Here is a 14,613-nt window from a genome sequence, read left to right on the forward strand (position 1 = left end):
CCCATGTACATTCCCGCCCACTTCGCCGCCGATCCCCAGGCCGTCCAGAACCTCCTCGCGGCTCCCGGCGCGGCCAACCTGGTCACCATGACGGACCAGGGCCTGCTGGCAACGCTGCTGCCTTTCGCCTTCAACCCGGGGGTGGGGGAGCACGGCGCGCTGCAGGCCCACATGGCAAGGAACAACCCGCAGTGGTCCGCCCCGCCAACCGGCGAGGCGCTGGCCATCATCCAGGGCCCCGACAACTACATCTCGCCGTCGTGGTACGCGTCCAAGGCCGAGCACGGCCGCGTGGTCCCCACCTGGAACTACAGCACCGCGCACGTGTACGGGGAGTTGGTGGTCCATGACGACGCCGGCTGGCTGGCCAGGCACGTCCGGCACCTGACCGGCCTGCACGAGGAGGGCCGGGAGGACCCCTGGACCGTGGACGATGCGCCGGAGAAATTCATTGCCGGGCAGCTGCGGGCGATCGTCGGCATGGAACTGGTGATCACCCGGATCGAGGCGAAGGAAAAACTGAGCCAAAACCGCTCCGACGCCGACGCCTGGGGAGTGGCGGCGGGCCTCCGGGCCAGCGGGCGCGAAGCCGGCGCGGCCGCCGTCGAACGCGTGCGCGGCAGGTGAGCGGGCCTAGGCTGCCCGTTCCAGCAGGACCATCACCTCGTAGTGCGTGGTCTGCGGGAACATGTCCAGGACCCGGGCGCGCCGGGCGGTGAACGACGGGAGTGCGGCCAGGTCCCGGGCCAGGGACTGCGCATTGCAGCTGGAGTACACCGCGTGCTGCACGTCCGACGATTCCAGCCAGCCGCACAGCTCCTTCCCGATGCCGCGCCGAGGCGGGTTCACGATCACCAGGTCCGGCGACTGCCTGCTGGCCAGGGCAAAGGCGGTGGCGTCGCAGGCCTGGAAGTCCATCCCCTCCAGGCCGGCTTCGCCACTGCTGATGCGGGCGGACACGATCGCCTCGCTGCTGGTTTCAATGCCGGTTACGGTGCGGGACGGGGCGGCGCTGTGCAGGGCGAAGCCGCCCACGCCGCAGTACAGGTCCCACACCGAGGCCGGGGCCAGTTCGTTGACCCACTCGCGCCCCTGCCGGTACAGGGCCGCGGCCATGTCGGTGTTGGTCTGGAAGAAGCTTTGCGGGCGCAGGTGCAGGTTGATGTCGTTGACCCGCATGTTCAGGGTGGACTGCCCGGTCAGCAGGATCTCCCGGTCGCCTTCCAGCACGGCTTTGTGTTCCGGGTGCAGGTTGACCGAGACCACCTTCACCTGCGGCAGGGCGGCCAGCAGTTCCGGGAGGTGCTTCCGGATGCGCGGCACCGTTTGTTCCGAGCGCAGGACCAGCCGGAGCATGACCTCGCCGTCAGGAGATTCCGTAACGATGATGTGCTTGAGCTCGCCGGTCCGGCGGGGAACGTCATAGGGCGTCAGGCGGACCCGCCGGATGAAGTTCGCCAGCACGGGGAAGCAGGCCAGCAGCCCGGGGGAGCAGACGCCGCACTTGCGCAGGTCCACGCCGTGGCCATCGGCGTCGAGGATCCCGATGGTGGGGTTCTGCGCGGTTCCGCCAACCACCATTTTGGCCTTGTTGCGGAAGCCCGACTCCTGGCTCGCCACCGGCGGCAGCCATTCGAGTTTGGTGTGACCTGACAGGAGGGTCTGGCAGTGCAGCTGTTTGCCGGCCAGCTGCTCACCGTAGGGCCTGCCCATGTGGGTGCAGGAGCGGCAGGTGCCGGCATCAAAGTAGGAACAGCGCATGACCGGACAAGTTTACCCGGTGCACCATCCCGGCCACGACGTGAGGGGGACGACGCCGGCACCCGGCCAGGTGCCGGCGTCGCGCTTCTTTCATGGCTGGCCCCTTTTCATTCCGGGTCAGGGGACCGGCCGGTTGCGGGCCGAAGTATCATCTCTTTGTGCTTCCGTTCTGGAGCCGGGCCGACTCTCGTCTGCTGTTGGATTTCTTGCGGTGAAGGGTGGACATGGAGCGGGCGAGTCTGGACCGGATCGATCAGAGCATCCTTGCGGAGCTGACGCGCAACGCCCGGGTCAGCCATGCGGAGCTGGCAGCGAAGGTGCTTCTGTCCCGGAACGCCGTGCGGCAGCGGATCGACCGCATGGAACGGCAGGGCTATATCCAGGGCTACACGGTGGTCACCGGTGCGCCGGGACAGGGGCCTGTCTCGGCGTTCCTGATGGTCTACCGGAAGGACAGGGTGCGCGGATCCGATGTGATTTCCCTGCTGCAATCGATCCCCGAAGTGGTCCTGTGTGATGTTGTCAGCGGCGACTTCGACCTGCTGGTCCGGGTGGAAGCCCGTTCCCTCGAGCGCATCCAGGAAATCTGGGAGCAGATTGCTGCCGCTCCCGGAGTGACGGACACGGTGACGGCCATGACGCTGTCCAACTACGTCCGGCGGGGCACGGCAGTCCAGCCCACCTAGGTCCTGCCGCCCTGGTGCTTGATGCAGACAACCTTCGGCTGGGTCATCTCCTCGTAGGCGAACCGGACACCTTCACGGCCCATGCTGCCGTACTTGGATCCACCGAACGGCATCCCGTCGAAGCGGTAATCCGAGGAATCATTGATCATCACGCCACCTGCATCGATGCGGCCGGCAGCCTCCAGCGCAGTGCCAAGAGAGCGCGTGAAGATTCCCGCATGCAGGCTGAAGTCCACCGCATTCGCCAGGTCCACAGCCTCGTCAAAGGTTGTGAACGGCTGCAGCAGCACCACTGGCCCAAAAACTTCTTCGTTCCAGAGTCTGCTCCCCATGGGGACGTTCTCCAGCACCGTGGGCTGCAGGACATTGCCGTTCCGGGTATTGCCGGCCAGGACTACGGCACCTGCGCTGACGGCCGCATCAATTTTGGTTTGGAGGTGTTCCACCGCTGCGGAGGAGATCATTGGACCCACATCGGTGTTCTCCCCTGCAGGATCGCCCGCCACGAGCCGTGACGTTTCCTGCAGGAAGCGCCGCCGGAATTCGGTGTACACGGGCTCGGCCACGAGAATACGCTGTGCTCCCACGCAGTTCTGGCCGGCGGCCCAAAAGGCACCGGAGACGCATGCTTCCACGGCGGCAGCAATGTCAGCGTCGTCCATCACGATCACCGGGGCGTTGCCGCCCAGATCCATGGACAGCTTCTTCAGCCCCGCTGTCCGGGCGATCGCCTCCCCGGTGGAAAACCCGCCGGTGAAGGACACCATCCGTACGTCCCGGTTCCTGACGATCGCCTCCGCAACGTCCCTGCCCCCGTGGACAACCGTGAGCACTCCGTGGGGCAGGCCCGCTTCGGTGAGGACGTCCGCCAGCATTTGCGCGGACAGCGGAGTCAAGGCGGACGGCTTGAGAATCACGGCGTTCCCTCCCGCGATGGCCGGGCCCACCTTGTGCGCCACCAGGTTCAACGGGTCGTTGTACGGCGTGATGGCCGCGATGATGCCCAGCGGTTCCCGGGAGTACCAGCCCATGCGGTCTTCCGAGCCCTCATAGGAGTCAAAAGGGATGGTTTCTCCTCCATTCCGGCGTGCTTCTGCCGCCGACAAGCGAAGGGTGTTGACCGCCCGCAGTACTTCCTTGCGTGCCTGCCGGATGGTCTTCCCGCTCTCAGCGGTGATGGTCCGGGCAAAATCCTCCGCCCGCCCGTCCATCAGCATGGCAGCAGCGTCCAGGAGCTTCCCGCGGGTGTGACGGGACATTCCCCGGGCCCGCACGGCCCCGGCCCGGGCCGTCTCGAAGATCGTTTCCATGGCGTCCGGTGGGGTCAGGACGACCGCTCCCACAATCCGGCCATCGTAGGGGCTCTGCACGTCGCCGAACGCAGGCAGTGCCTTCTCCGATGGGGCCAGTGTCGATTCACGCATGTGCAGTCACCTGGTTCCTCGCACCGTGCATCGCGATGATGTCCGAGAGCAGGGCATACGCCGTCTCCACCCGTCCGGCCCCGGGACCGGAAACCGTTACCGGCCCAAGAAGGTCGGTGTGGAACGACACCGCGTTGTTCGCTCCGGAAACTCCCGCGAGCCCGTGGTCAAGGGGGAGTGCTGCGGGGGCAACGCCGGCGGTTACTGTCCCGTCCGGGTTTCCCCGCGCAGACCCCACCAATTTCCACCGCCGGCCCTCACCCCTTGCCCTGGTGAGGTCTTCGCGGGTCAGCGCGGATATCCCTTGGCGCTGGACATCAGCGAGCGTAAGGTCCGCGCCCAGCAGTTCATTCGCCAAAATCAGGACTTTGAGCTGGACGTCGTAGCCTTCGATATCAGCGGAGGGATCCGCCTCGGCGTAACCCCGCTGCTGGGCTTCGCGCACTGCCTCGTCAAAGCTGAGGCCGTCCTCCATCCGGCCCAGAACGTAGTTGCTGGTGCCGTTGAGGATGCCCTCAAAGCCAGTGAGTATCAGGCCTGGAAGCAGTTGCTTCGCAAAACGGAGCACAGGGGTTCCGCTCATCACCGCGCCCTCGAATTCGAAACCCAGGCCATTTCCTTGTGCCAGTTGCGCCAGTTCCGCTCCCCACAGCGCAACGGGGCCCTTGTTGGTGGTGCAGACGCTCTTACCGGATTCCAGGGCCCAGCGTACGTGCGAGGCCGCGGGCTCACCGTCCGTGGGGTTGGTGAAGGTTGCTTCACAAATGATGTCGGCAGGGCACGTCCGGATGACACGCTCGTTGTCCGGCTCCGCGGACCCCCCGCATGCTGCGAAGGTCTCCACACCTGGCTCGAGCCGGAAGGCTGCGTCCAGGTCAATCCCCCCGGCCTGCACCAGTGAGCCGAGGCGAAGGTCCGTAATGGCCACCACCCGCAGGCCAAAACCCAGTTTGCGGCTGAGCTCATCCCCACGGGTGGCGATCAATTCAGCAAGTGTCCTGTTTACGCCGCCGAAACCGATCAGCGCGATGTCGTACGTGGTCATGGTGCTCCTTCAATCTGGCCAGTTGGTGCTCCCATCGTGGTCCCACCCGCTGTCCGTCGGGATATGTCCAAATGCCCAAACGGGGAGGCAGAACGACCATTGACCTGACGAATCGACATACTGCCCGCGCGTAGTAAACGTGCAACATTTGCATCTCCATATGCTTTTCATGACTAGAAAGGCGTTTTTGTGTTACTTTCGTCACTGTCGACGCACTCATAGCCCCTTTCGGACAGGCAAGCGAAATGCGGCCGCCCTTCCGACCCTTCCCCCAACTGGAGGCATCCCTTGGAATCTTCGACCCCCCTAACCCTCAAGCCAGAGCCTGGCGCTCCCCCCTCCGGAGAACCCGGACTCCACCGCTCCATGGGCCCCAGGCATCTGGTCATGATCGCCATGGGCGGAGTGATAGGTTCCGGCTTGTTCCTCAGCTCGGGCTACACCATTTCGCAGGCAGGGCCACTCGGCGCCGTTCTTGCCTACCTCGTTGGCGCCTTTGTGGTTTACCTGGTGATGGCATGCCTGGGTGAACTCGCCATCGCGTACCCCGTCTCCGGGGCATTCCACATTTACGCTGCCCGGTCCATCGGACCGGCCACCGGCTTCGCAACCGCTTGGCTGTACTGGCTGTGCTGGGCAGTGGCTATCGGGTCGGAGTTCACCGCCTCGGGCCTGCTGATGCAACGGTGGTTCCCCGGCGTTGACGTGTGGGTGTGGTGCCTCGTATTTGCCGCCACGCTGTTCGGTTTGAACGCCGTTTCGTCGAGGTTCTTTGGCGAGTCGGAGTTCTGGTTTGCCATCATCAAGGTCGCGGCGATCATTGCGCTCATCGTTCTTGGCGGTGCAGCCCTGCTGGGCTTCCATCCGCTCAGCGAAGGCGGCAGCCATCCCTTCCTGTTCGAGAATTTCAATACCGAGGGAGGCCTGTTTCCCAACGGATTTACCGGCGTTCTGATCACCGCGCTCGCCGTCTTCTACGCCTTTTCCGGGTCCGAACTGATTGGTGTGGCCGCCGGGGAAACAAAGGATCCCGCCACCAGCATTCCCAAAGCGATGCGAAGCACCGTCATCCGCCTGCTGGTGTTTTTCGTGGGGGCCATCGCTGTCATTGCCGCCACTATTCCGTACCAGGAAGTAGGGCTTGACGAGAGCCCGTTTGTGACCGTGTTTACGGCTACCGGTGTTCCTTTTGCCGCTGACCTGATGAACTTTGTCATCATCACGGCGTTGCTGTCCGCCGGCAACAGTGGATTGTTTTCGTGCGCGAGGATGCTCTACTCCCTTGCCAATGAAGGCCACGCACCGCAGGCGCTCAAGAAGCTGACCCGCCGGGGCATCCCCATGACCGCACTCTCGGTGAGCATGCTCGGCGGGCTGGCATCCCTCATCAGCAGCGTGGTCGCTCCTGAAACTGTCTACCTGGCACTGGTGTCGGTGGCGGGCTTCGCAGTGGTGGGCGTCTGGATGTCCATCACCGCTTCGCACTTCTTCCACCGTCGGTCCTTTGTCAGGAACGGCGGGAACGTCGCTGCACTGGGCTACAAGGCCCCGTTCTTTCCGCTGGTGCCGATCCTGGCATTTACCCTCTGCGTCATCTCACTCGTCGGCATAGCCTTTGATCCCAACCAGGTCGCGGCCCTCTACTTTGGTATTCCTTTCGTTGCGGCCTGCTACGGCTACTTCCACTTCAGGTACGGGCGGAAGGGCCCTGCCGGCGTGCCTGCTTAGGCATGGACCTCTGCTGAGGCCCGGCTCAGACGCGCCAAGCGTCTGTGCCGGGCCGTGGCTGCCTTCGGGGCGCGGGGAAAGGTGTGGCATCAGGGGAACCCTCCCCGTGTGAAGATAGACCGGTTGACGGTGGGAAGGAGCAGCAAGGGTGGACGATACTGCCCCGGAGGCGTCGTCGCTGGCGCAGGGACTGCGGATTGTGCGTCTGGTGGTTGAGCGGGAAAAGACCGGCAAGCAGCTCCTGGGTGTTTCCCAGCTGGCCGTTGAACTGGACATGGACCAGAGCCGGGTGTCCCGCCTTACCCAGGAGCTGTGCGACCTTGGCCTTCTGGAACGGCCGGAACGCGGTCCGTTCCGGGTAGGGAGGGGCTTCTTTGGCCTTGCAGCCACGCTCAATACGGGCTGGATACGGCACGCCGGGGCCGAGCTGGAGAGCCTGGTGGCCGCTACCGGTCTCCGCGCCCGTGTGTCCGTCCGGGACGGTTACCGCGTCATTTTGCTGCTGGCATCGAGCAACGATTCACGTGCAGGGAGCTTTGTCCAGCCTGGCATGGTGACGCCGGTTTGGTGCACGGGAGCCGGGCGGGCTTTGCTGTGGGACCATAAGCAGCGCGCTTTCGAGGCCTTGCTTTCGGACGTGGATTTCATCGGCGTCGGTGGTCCCGGTGCTGCCCACTCCATCCCGGAGGCCTGGGAGTTGATGGCCCGGGATAAAGCCGAGGGCTGTGTTGTTGCCGTGGAGGAATTCGAACACGGCATTGTCGAAGTTGCTGTCCCCATCCGCGATCCCCAGGGTGGAATCCTTGCTTCGCTCAGTGTTCTTGGCAGCCGGGCGGAGATTGGTATCCCGGCCCGGGAACTGGCCGATGTCCTCGCCGAGGCCGCGGCAAGGCTGGGGGCTGCACCGCCCACGCCTGAAGGGTAGCGGGCCGGCGCCTAGGGCTGCTTGTTGGGGGACGGGCACCCCAGAATGGCTTCAAGCCACGTTCCCTGCGCTGCCAACGCCTTGGCGTGGTCAGCCTGGCGGTGCTCAAGCCGGCTCTTCGGGCCCACGATCTGCAGGGCGGCCACCACCTCGCCCCTGAAGTCCCGCACGGGAACGGCCAGCGAGTACAGGCCGGGTTCAGCTTCCTCATCAACAATGGAATAGCCGCGCCGCCTCGCCACCTTAAGCCGCGACAGAAAGTCCTCTACGTCGGCCGGCGTGTTGGGGCCGTGCTTCACGAAAGGGACCCGCGCAAAGACTTTGCGTACCTGCGCCTCTGAGGCCTCCCAAAAAAGTGCCTGGCCGGCGTCGCTGCAGTAGGCAGGGTAGGGCCGGCCCAGCCATGAGCCCACCATTTTGCTGGTTGCGGGGATACTTTCGCCCACCGTAACGGTGCTGTCCCCGCTGAGGACACCCAGGAAGCATCCTTCGTCAGTCTCGCTTGAGAGCCGCTCCAACGCTGCCGTACCGTCGGTGTGCAGGCGGCGCCGGGTCAACAGGTGGGCATCGGTCAGCACGCTCCAGTCCAGGGCAAAAGTGCGTTGCGGCGTTCGCCGCAGGAACCCTTCCTGCTCTGCCGTCCGCAGGCTCCGGGACACCTGGCTGCGGTCCTTGCCCAGGTCGGCGGCAATTTCGGCCACAGTGCCGCCGGGGAGGCCATGGGCGTGGCGCTCCCCGGCCGCCAGCACCGCCGTGATTCCCCGTCCCATGCTTGTAGTCCTCGACATGGTCCGAGTCTAAATGACTGTTGCCTGCCGTCAGGAGATGGCGAAGACGCGGGCGGGAAAGCCGCTTCCTTGCAGTGGCTTGGCCCAGCTGGCAACGATTACGGCTCCCGCCTCCGGAAGGCCGGTGAGATCCGCCAGCAGTTCAATCTGCCAGCGGTCCTGGGCGAGGATGTAGGTTTCGAGGCCGAAATCCCCGTTGGAGGTTGCCAGTCCGAGATCTGTATCCGTCTGCTCGTGCCCGATGGCGGCAATTGAGCGTTCCTCCACGAGGAAGGACAGTACTTCGCGGGACCAGCCGGGAGTGTGGCTGACGCCGTAAGCATCCCGGTTGGCCATGGCCTCGCTGTCCGGCCAGCGCCGGCTCCAACCGGTCCTCAGTGCTACGAAAGAAGCGGCCGGAATCCTGCCATTCCGTTCCTCCCAGTCCCGGACATGGTCCAGGCCGGGTGTGGCGTCCGGGTTGCGGGCAACGTCCTTGGTGATGTCCAGAACCACCAGCGGCAGGATCATGTCCTCCACAGGAATGCAGTCCAGGGTCCGGCCGCCGCGGATGAAATGGGATGGCGGGTCAACGTGTGTTCCCCATTGGCCAACGATGGAATACCTGTGCGCCGTGAATCCGTCGCCTTTGTCGAGATCGAAAAGCGCTTCCCGGGTTTCGTTCGGAAAGGCGGGAAAGTGCGGCTGGCCGGGATGAAAGGCGTGGGTGAGGTCGGTGAACCGCCGTCCCTCCAATGCGGACTGCAGCGAGGGCCAGAGGCCGGTAGCGGTGTCAATCATGAGGCAGCCGCTCCGGAACGGTCTTTGGCGCGCAGGCCGCCGGCCACGCTCACGGGCCCGGTTACCTCGATGACCGGCAACTCCCATGGGTGGATGTCCACTAATTCCCCAATGAACTGCTCCACCACGTGGTCCTCAAGGGCGGCGTCAAAGTACGTGGTGAAAACGAAGGTGGGCGAGACCATCTGTTCCCCCACCGTGCCCAGTGTGGGTACGGCGCCCTCACCGCAGGTGAACCCTTCCAGGCCAATGCCCGCCTCAAAAACGTGCTTGTAGTTCCCAAAGTCGCCGAGCTCGCGGAACTGCTCCACGGCATGCAGGAGCGCGGCCAGGCCCGGGTCCTGCTTGAGAGCGGAGACCTCCCCGGCCGCTATCCGCGCGAACGTTTCTGTGCTGATGGGCCAGTGCACCCGAAGCTTGCGGACTGTATTCAGCTGCACACTCACGTCTGGTCCTCCTAACTGGTTCGTAGATGCCTGTCATCGTGGCACACAGTGATGTTCATTACAAGCATGAGAAATTGTTTATAATGATTATTGTCAGCACAGCTACCCAGTTCGGAGACGGCATGTCCAGCCCCATACCTCTGTCCAAGCTCCTTTCGCAGGAAAGGTCGCTGGTCTCCGATGGCGCCCTTGCCACCGAGCTGGAGGCCCGCGGGTGCAACCTGGCAGACCCCCTGTGGTCTGCCAAAGTGCTGCTGGAACAGCCAGGCCTCATCCGGGACGTTCACCGCGACTACTTCGCGGCGGGCGCCAACATTGCCACCACCGCCAGCTACCAGGCCACGCCCCAGGGTTTTGCCGCGCGGGGGATTGGCGGGCAGGACGCCCTGGAACTCGTCGCCCTGTCCGTCCAGCTCGCGGCTGAAGCGCGCCAGGAGCACCTGGCCCAGCATCCTGGTGCCGGTCCGCTGCTGGTTGCCGGTTCCGTGGGACCCTATGGCGCCTACCTCGCTGACGGTTCTGAATACCGCGGAGACTACGTGCTCAACCCGGCGGAGTTCAGGGACTTCCATGCCCCCCGGATCGCCGCCCTGGTCAACGCCGGCGTTGACCTCCTGGCCTTTGAAACGCTGCCTTCCTTCGCCGAAGCCGAAGCCCTGCTGGCACTCAGCCGGGAACACGGCGTCGACACCTGGTTCTCCTTTTCACTGCGCGACGGCGGGCACATCAGCGACGGAACTCCGCTCGCCGATGTGGCCCGGCTCCTTGACGGCCAGCCCCACGTCGCCGCAGTGGGCGTGAATTGCGTCCCGCTCAACCTGGTCACCCCGGCGCTCGCAGCGCTGCGGGAGCACACGGACCAACCGCTGGTGGCCTACCCCAACTCGGGGGAGACCTACGATCCGGCGACAAAGACGTGGAGCCAGGACCGGACCGCCGCAGCCGGCGCCCCCGCCAGCCTTGGCTCAGCCGCCCCTGGGTGGAGGAAGCTTGGTGCCCGGATCGTGGGTGGCTGCTGCCGCACCACGCCGCGTGACATCGCCGTGTTGGCCGGGCCGTCGGGCAACGCCTAGCTTCACGTCATCGCGCCGGTCCAGGGAACACTGGCGGATCCACAGGTGTTAAAACCTATGGAGCAACGAACAATGGACAACAGAACTTACACAGCACTTGTAGTACCGGCCGGCAATTCCGAACCGATCCGCCTCGAGCAGGTCCCGGCGGACCTGCAGGCCTTGGAAGCCCTGGTGGATGGCCCGCTGGAGTCGGTGATCCGCGGCGACTGGCATGTCTACCTGAACGCCGAGAGCGTCACCATGCTCCTGCCGGTCAACGTCCGCGCCGGGCAGCTCATGCACGAATGCGGCCTGGACCTTGACGGGATCCGAGGCACCGCCGTCTTCCTTGGCCGCGGCGAACATGGAGCCGAAGCGGACATCCCGGACCATCTGGCCCGGCTCGCGGAGGAGCTTTTCGGGGCGCCGCTGGCCGCGTAGGTCCGCCGACCCCGTTGGCACCTGCCGTCGTGGGGCACATTGAGCGGGAAACGGGCCGTGCAGGCCCTGATCCCCGGCGCGTCCGTGTCAATGTGCCCCATTTCGGAGCGGCTCCCGCAGCAGTTTGGGCTAAACCTAGTCCCCGCGGACCCCATACGTGCTCAGCACGTTGCCCTTGCTGGTGGTTGACTGGTCCTGCAGCACCAGCCGGGTCAACGGGTCGCCGTCCTCAAACAACCTGCGGCCACTGCCGGCAATGACCGGATGCGTCATCAACTGCAGCGAGTCCAGCAGTCCGGCGAAGAGCAGCTGCCGCACCACGGAGATGCTTCCGCACACGGCGATCTCGCCGCCGTCGCGCTCCTTCAAACCGGCCACGAACTCCTCCAGCGGCGCGTCCATCAGCTGCGAGTTCTGCCATTCCAGCGGCCCGGCGAGGGTGCGGGAGGCAACGAACTTCTCCACCGGGTTGATGAACGCGGCGAAGTCCTGGTCAGTCGAAGCGTTCGGCCAGTAACCGGCCCACTCCTGGTAGCTGACGCGGCCCAGGACCACCGTGTCCACCGTGTTGATCATCCTGGTCAGGCCCGCGCCAAGTTCCTCGTCGAAGCTGTCGAACTGGAACTTGAAAGGTTCGGACACCACCCCGTCCACGGAGTGGAACAGGCCGGCAGTGACTTTGCGCATGGGAACCTCCAGTTTTTGGGGCGGACAGGCATTACGGTATTCGCACAAGGCCGTTCCGGGAAGGGCACGGGAGGGGCATTTTTGGCCAGGGAATCCGTACGACGGCGGGTGGTTGCGTTAGCTTCATCACTCGCCGTGTCGTCTTGCGCAGTTTCGTGCCGGCCGGGCCCCATACTTGTGTTTGAGCGGCTTTTGCCGTCCCCCGGCCAGGCAGGAGGAAGTGCATGGAAACCCTGAAAAAAGTCGTGACCAACCAGTATTTTCCTGCCGGCGCCGTACTGACGGCCGTGGTGCTGTTCTGGGTCGTGGGCATGCTCGGCGGACTGTCCCTGCTCAACAACAACCAGCCGCCGCTGACCACCCTGACCTGGATGCTGTTCGTCTACGCGGCCGCTGTCCTGACCCCCCTCGCAGGGCTGCTGGCCGGCGTCGACCTCGTCCGCCGCTGGCGCCGCAACCGCGCCGCCGCACCTGCCCTGGAGGCCAACCTTTCGGTAGGGGCTGGAGAAGCGTTGGAGCCTGAAGCTTCCCCTGCACAACCCGCCGTTTCCCAGCAGGCACCGGCCAAGCCGCAGCGTCCCGGCCGGCAGGAAGCAGCCTAGGCGACTCAGCCCAGGTTGCGGGCGCCGTGCTTAGCGCCCCTGCAGAGCGTTGAGGGCCTCCTCCGCGTGGTGAAGTGCCTGGCCAAGCCGGTCACCGGGCTCCGGCAGTGAGAACAGATAGCCCTGCAGCGAATCGCACTCCAGTGCAGCCAGGTAATCAGCCTGTGCCACCGTCTCAATCCCTTCCGCAGTGACGGTCAGTCCCAGGCTGTGGGCCATGTTGATGATGGAGCTGAGAATGGGCAGGCGTTCGTTGCCGGTCCGCACCATGGACACGAACGACTTGTCGATCTTCACCGTGTCCACTGGCAGGTCCTGCAGCCGGCCCAGGGAGGAGTAGCCGGTGCCGAAGTCATCCAGCGCCACCCGGGCCCCGGCGTCCCGGAGCGTGCTGAGCTGCCGGATCAGGCTGCAGTCTGGGTCGAAAAACACGCTCTCGGTGACTTCCATGACCAGCTGGTAGGGGGCAACGCCGCTGGCTTTCGCCAACTTCAAGACAATCTCGGCGAAGTCCGGGTCCTGCAGTTGGACGCCGGAGACGTTGACGGCCAGGGACCGCGAGGGGTCCTCGCTGAGCCAACGTGCCAGCTGCACCATTCCGGAAGCCATCACCTCGGCGCCGATTTCGTTGATCAGCCCGGTGCGCTCGGCCAGCGGGATGAAGATCGACGGCGGCACCCGCTCGCCGTCGCGGTCCCACCTGGCCAGTGCCTCCAGCTGGACCACCTGTCCCATGCGGTGCGACACGATGGGCTGGAAGTCCACGGTAATTTCGCCGCGCGGAACGGCCAGCCGCAGTCCGCTCTCCATGTGCGTGCGCTGCACCAGGGCCTGCATCATGTCCGGGTGGAAGCGCAGGAGCCGGTTCTTGCCTGCCGCCTTGGCTGCGTACATCGCGATGTCCGCGTGCCGCAGCAGCTCGGACGGCCCAACGCTGTCCTGCCCCACGGAGGCGAGGCCCAGGCTCAGGCTCGGCCGCAGGACGGTGCCGTTGATGGTCACCGGAACGTGCAGGCAGCGCACGATGCACGCGGCGATGGCGTCGGCGTCCGGACGCGCCGTCAACAGCACCACGAACTCGTCCCCGCCCAAGCGAGCAACAACGTCGGCCGTCGGGACGCAGCCGCGGAGGCGACGTGCCACTTCGATTAGCATGTCGTCTCCGGCCTGGTGCCCAAGGATGTCATTGACCTCCTTGAAGTCGTCCAGGTCGAGGAGCAGGACGTCCACCGTCTTCAGCCGGGGTTCCTGCAGTGCCCCGGCCAGCGCGTCGTTGAATACGGCCCTGTTCGCGAGCCCGGTGAGCGGGTCCTGGAATGCCATGGCCCGCAGCTTTTCAGCCTGCACGGCCAGGTCCATCATGGCCCGGTGCGCCTGCTCCTGCGCTTTCCGCCGGGGCGTGACATCGCGGAAGCTCCATACCCGGCCGACGATTTTTTCCCCCACCCGCTGGGGCCGGGAATACCGTTCATAGGTACGGCCGTCCCTGAACTCGACCACGTCATGGCTTTCGGCGGCCGGGTCCTCCTGGAGTTCGCCGAGTCGGGCAGTGAAGGCCACAGGATCTGCCACCTGCTCCACGATGAGCTGCATGACCGGTTCTTCGCTCTCCGCTTCCATCAGTTCGGGCCGGATACCCCACATGGTGAGGAATTGTTCGTTTAAACCTGCAACCCTGCCGTCAGTGCCCATCACCAGGATGCCGTCGGCAGTGGATTCAAGGGTGGCCGTCAGCAAGGACATCGCCTCCCGCAAACCCTGGTCCGCCGCCTTGCGGTGTGCCGTGCCGCGGGCGGAAAGCAGCAGGCGCGCTTTGGAGTGTGCAGCCTGTTCTCCCGATTGCCCCGCCGGTTCAAGCTCCCCGTGAACGGTGGCCGCGGTTGGCTGGGGAAGGAGTGCGGCCGCCACCTCGATGGGGATCTCGGCGCCGTCGTGACGCAGTCCCATGATCTCGCACGGCCGCGGAAACTCTTCCGGCGCTGCAAGGAGTTGGTGGAACAACCGGCCCACCTCGTCACGGAAGCCCTCCGCGATCAGTTCGCGGTGGTCCCTGCCGGTAAGAGCCTCCTCCGCCAAGTCAAAGAGCCTGGCTGCTGCCGGATTGGCCGCAAGAATGATGCCCTCTGTGGTCAATGCCAGCAGCGCGTCCGGACTCGCGTCCATGACCACGCCAAAAGTTTGTAATGCCACATTGTTGGCACGGCCCATAAAACTGGTCATTACACCACCCCTTCGCCATCATAAA

General features: G+C 65.0%; 15 protein-coding genes. 7 read left to right on the forward strand and 8 right to left on the reverse strand.

Annotation, left to right across the window (positions count from 1 at the left end):
- Positions 1-3 precede the first annotated feature (3 nt).
- The gene (locus FBY33_RS10765; RefSeq protein WP_142030552.1) at positions 4-627 is read left to right on the forward strand and encodes an FMN-binding negative transcriptional regulator; all 624 of its coding nucleotides are present in this window, start codon (positions 4-6) and stop codon (positions 625-627) included.
- 6 nt (positions 628-633) lie between these two features.
- On the opposite strand, the gene rlmC is transcribed toward FBY33_RS10765, so the two are convergent.
- On the reverse strand, positions 634-1,761 hold the full coding sequence (gene rlmC, locus FBY33_RS10770) for a 23S rRNA (uracil(747)-C(5))-methyltransferase RlmC (protein ID WP_142030553.1): 1,128 nt from the start codon (positions 1,759-1,761) through the stop codon (positions 634-636).
- A 224-nt stretch (positions 1,762-1,985) separates the two neighbouring features.
- Between rlmC and FBY33_RS10775 the strand changes: the two genes are divergently transcribed.
- Positions 1,986-2,447 carry an Lrp/AsnC family transcriptional regulator gene (locus tag FBY33_RS10775; protein ID WP_142030554.1) on the forward strand — a complete coding sequence of 154 codons (462 nt, stop codon included), beginning with the start codon at positions 1,986-1,988 and terminating at the stop codon, positions 2,445-2,447.
- On the opposite strand, the gene FBY33_RS10780 is transcribed toward FBY33_RS10775, so the two are convergent.
- Both FBY33_RS10780 and FBY33_RS10785 read right to left on the reverse strand, forming a co-directional pair.
- The gene (locus FBY33_RS10780; RefSeq protein WP_142030555.1) at positions 2,444-3,871 is read right to left on the reverse strand and encodes an aldehyde dehydrogenase family protein; all 1,428 of its coding nucleotides are present in this window, start codon (positions 3,869-3,871) and stop codon (positions 2,444-2,446) included. The genes FBY33_RS10775 and FBY33_RS10780 overlap by 4 nt on opposite strands.
- Positions 3,864-4,916, reverse strand: a complete 1,053-nt coding sequence (locus FBY33_RS10785) for a homoserine dehydrogenase (RefSeq protein WP_142030556.1) — start codon at positions 4,914-4,916, stop codon at positions 3,864-3,866. The genes FBY33_RS10780 and FBY33_RS10785 overlap by 8 nt, the downstream gene beginning before the upstream one ends.
- A gap of 288 nt (positions 4,917-5,204) precedes the next feature.
- On the opposite strand from FBY33_RS10785, the gene FBY33_RS10790 reads away from it, so the two are divergent.
- A complete protein-coding gene (locus FBY33_RS10790) occupies positions 5,205-6,644 on the forward strand; it encodes an amino acid permease (protein ID WP_142030557.1) in 1,440 nt (479 codons plus the stop codon).
- Positions 6,645-6,792: 148 nt separating this feature from the next.
- Positions 6,793-7,569: an IclR family transcriptional regulator gene (locus FBY33_RS10795; RefSeq protein ID WP_142030558.1), complete on the forward strand. Its 777-nt coding sequence runs from the start codon at positions 6,793-6,795 to the stop codon at positions 7,567-7,569.
- 11 nt (positions 7,570-7,580) lie between these two features.
- Here the strand turns inward: FBY33_RS10795 and FBY33_RS10800 are convergent, their stop codons facing one another.
- The 3 genes from FBY33_RS10800 to FBY33_RS10810 are packed head-to-tail and all read right to left on the reverse strand — an operon-like array spanning position 7,581 to position 9,583.
- Complete coding sequence (locus FBY33_RS10800; protein ID WP_142030559.1) at positions 7,581-8,357, reverse strand: IclR family transcriptional regulator; 777 nt, start codon at positions 8,355-8,357, stop codon at positions 7,581-7,583.
- A gap of 30 nt (positions 8,358-8,387) precedes the next feature.
- Positions 8,388-9,137, reverse strand: a complete 750-nt coding sequence (locus FBY33_RS10805) for a cyclase family protein (RefSeq protein WP_142030560.1) — start codon at positions 9,135-9,137, stop codon at positions 8,388-8,390.
- The gene (locus FBY33_RS10810; protein WP_142030561.1) at positions 9,134-9,583 is read right to left on the reverse strand and encodes a hypothetical protein; all 450 of its coding nucleotides are present in this window, start codon (positions 9,581-9,583) and stop codon (positions 9,134-9,136) included. The genes FBY33_RS10805 and FBY33_RS10810 overlap by 4 nt, the downstream gene beginning before the upstream one ends.
- 122 nt (positions 9,584-9,705) lie before the next feature.
- On the opposite strand from FBY33_RS10810, the gene mmuM reads away from it, so the two are divergent.
- Both mmuM and FBY33_RS10820 read left to right on the forward strand, forming a co-directional pair.
- A complete protein-coding gene (gene mmuM / locus FBY33_RS10815) occupies positions 9,706-10,656 on the forward strand; it encodes a homocysteine S-methyltransferase (RefSeq protein ID WP_142032778.1) in 951 nt (316 codons plus the stop codon).
- Between the two features lie 72 nt (positions 10,657-10,728).
- Positions 10,729-11,079 (forward strand): DUF3846 domain-containing protein, encoded by a 351-nt coding sequence (locus tag FBY33_RS10820; protein ID WP_142030562.1) that lies wholly within the window; start codon positions 10,729-10,731, stop codon positions 11,077-11,079.
- A 135-nt stretch (positions 11,080-11,214) separates the two neighbouring features.
- Here the strand turns inward: FBY33_RS10820 and FBY33_RS10825 are convergent, their stop codons facing one another.
- Positions 11,215-11,766, reverse strand: a complete 552-nt coding sequence (locus FBY33_RS10825; RefSeq protein ID WP_142030563.1) for a dihydrofolate reductase family protein — start codon at positions 11,764-11,766, stop codon at positions 11,215-11,217.
- Between the two features lie 224 nt (positions 11,767-11,990).
- Between FBY33_RS10825 and FBY33_RS10830 the strand changes: the two genes are divergently transcribed.
- On the forward strand, positions 11,991-12,368 hold the full coding sequence (locus FBY33_RS10830) for a hypothetical protein (RefSeq protein ID WP_142030564.1): 378 nt from the start codon (positions 11,991-11,993) through the stop codon (positions 12,366-12,368).
- Positions 12,369-12,398: 30 nt separating this feature from the next.
- Here FBY33_RS10830 and FBY33_RS10835 read toward each other — a convergent pair whose 3' ends face one another.
- Positions 12,399-14,588 (reverse strand): putative bifunctional diguanylate cyclase/phosphodiesterase, encoded by a 2,190-nt coding sequence (locus FBY33_RS10835; RefSeq protein WP_235010539.1) that lies wholly within the window; start codon positions 14,586-14,588, stop codon positions 12,399-12,401.
- Positions 14,589-14,613: the final 25 nt, after the last annotated feature.

Source organism: Arthrobacter sp. SLBN-112 (assembly GCF_006715225.1).
Classification (GTDB): Bacteria; Actinomycetota; Actinomycetes; order Actinomycetales; family Micrococcaceae; genus Arthrobacter.

Bases quoted from the DNA above. Each gene is read 5' to 3' on its own strand.
- FBY33_RS10835 (WP_235010539.1), bottom strand. From the start codon at position 14,588: ATGACCAGTTTTATGGGCCGTGCCAACAATGTGGCATTACAAACTTTT.
- FBY33_RS10780 (WP_142030555.1), bottom strand. From the start codon at position 3,871: ATGCGTGAATCGACACTGGCCCCATCGGAGAAGGCACTGCCTGCGTTC.
- mmuM (WP_142032778.1), top strand. From the start codon at position 9,706: ATGTCCAGCCCCATACCTCTGTCCAAGCTCCTTTCGCAGGAAAGGTCG.
- rlmC (WP_142030553.1), bottom strand. From the start codon at position 1,761: ATGCGCTGTTCCTACTTTGATGCCGGCACCTGCCGCTCCTGCACCCAC.
- FBY33_RS10775 (WP_142030554.1), top strand. From the start codon at position 1,986: ATGGAGCGGGCGAGTCTGGACCGGATCGATCAGAGCATCCTTGCGGAG.
- FBY33_RS10825 (WP_142030563.1), bottom strand. From the start codon at position 11,766: ATGCGCAAAGTCACTGCCGGCCTGTTCCACTCCGTGGACGGGGTGGTG.
- FBY33_RS10765 (WP_142030552.1), top strand. From the start codon at position 4: ATGTACATTCCCGCCCACTTCGCCGCCGATCCCCAGGCCGTCCAGAAC.
- FBY33_RS10805 (WP_142030560.1), bottom strand. From the start codon at position 9,137: ATGATTGACACCGCTACCGGCCTCTGGCCCTCGCTGCAGTCCGCATTG.
- FBY33_RS10800 (WP_142030559.1), bottom strand. From the start codon at position 8,357: ATGTCGAGGACTACAAGCATGGGACGGGGAATCACGGCGGTGCTGGCG.
- FBY33_RS10830 (WP_142030564.1), top strand. From the start codon at position 11,991: ATGGAAACCCTGAAAAAAGTCGTGACCAACCAGTATTTTCCTGCCGGC.
- FBY33_RS10785 (WP_142030556.1), bottom strand. From the start codon at position 4,916: ATGACCACGTACGACATCGCGCTGATCGGTTTCGGCGGCGTAAACAGG.
- FBY33_RS10820 (WP_142030562.1), top strand. From the start codon at position 10,729: ATGGACAACAGAACTTACACAGCACTTGTAGTACCGGCCGGCAATTCC.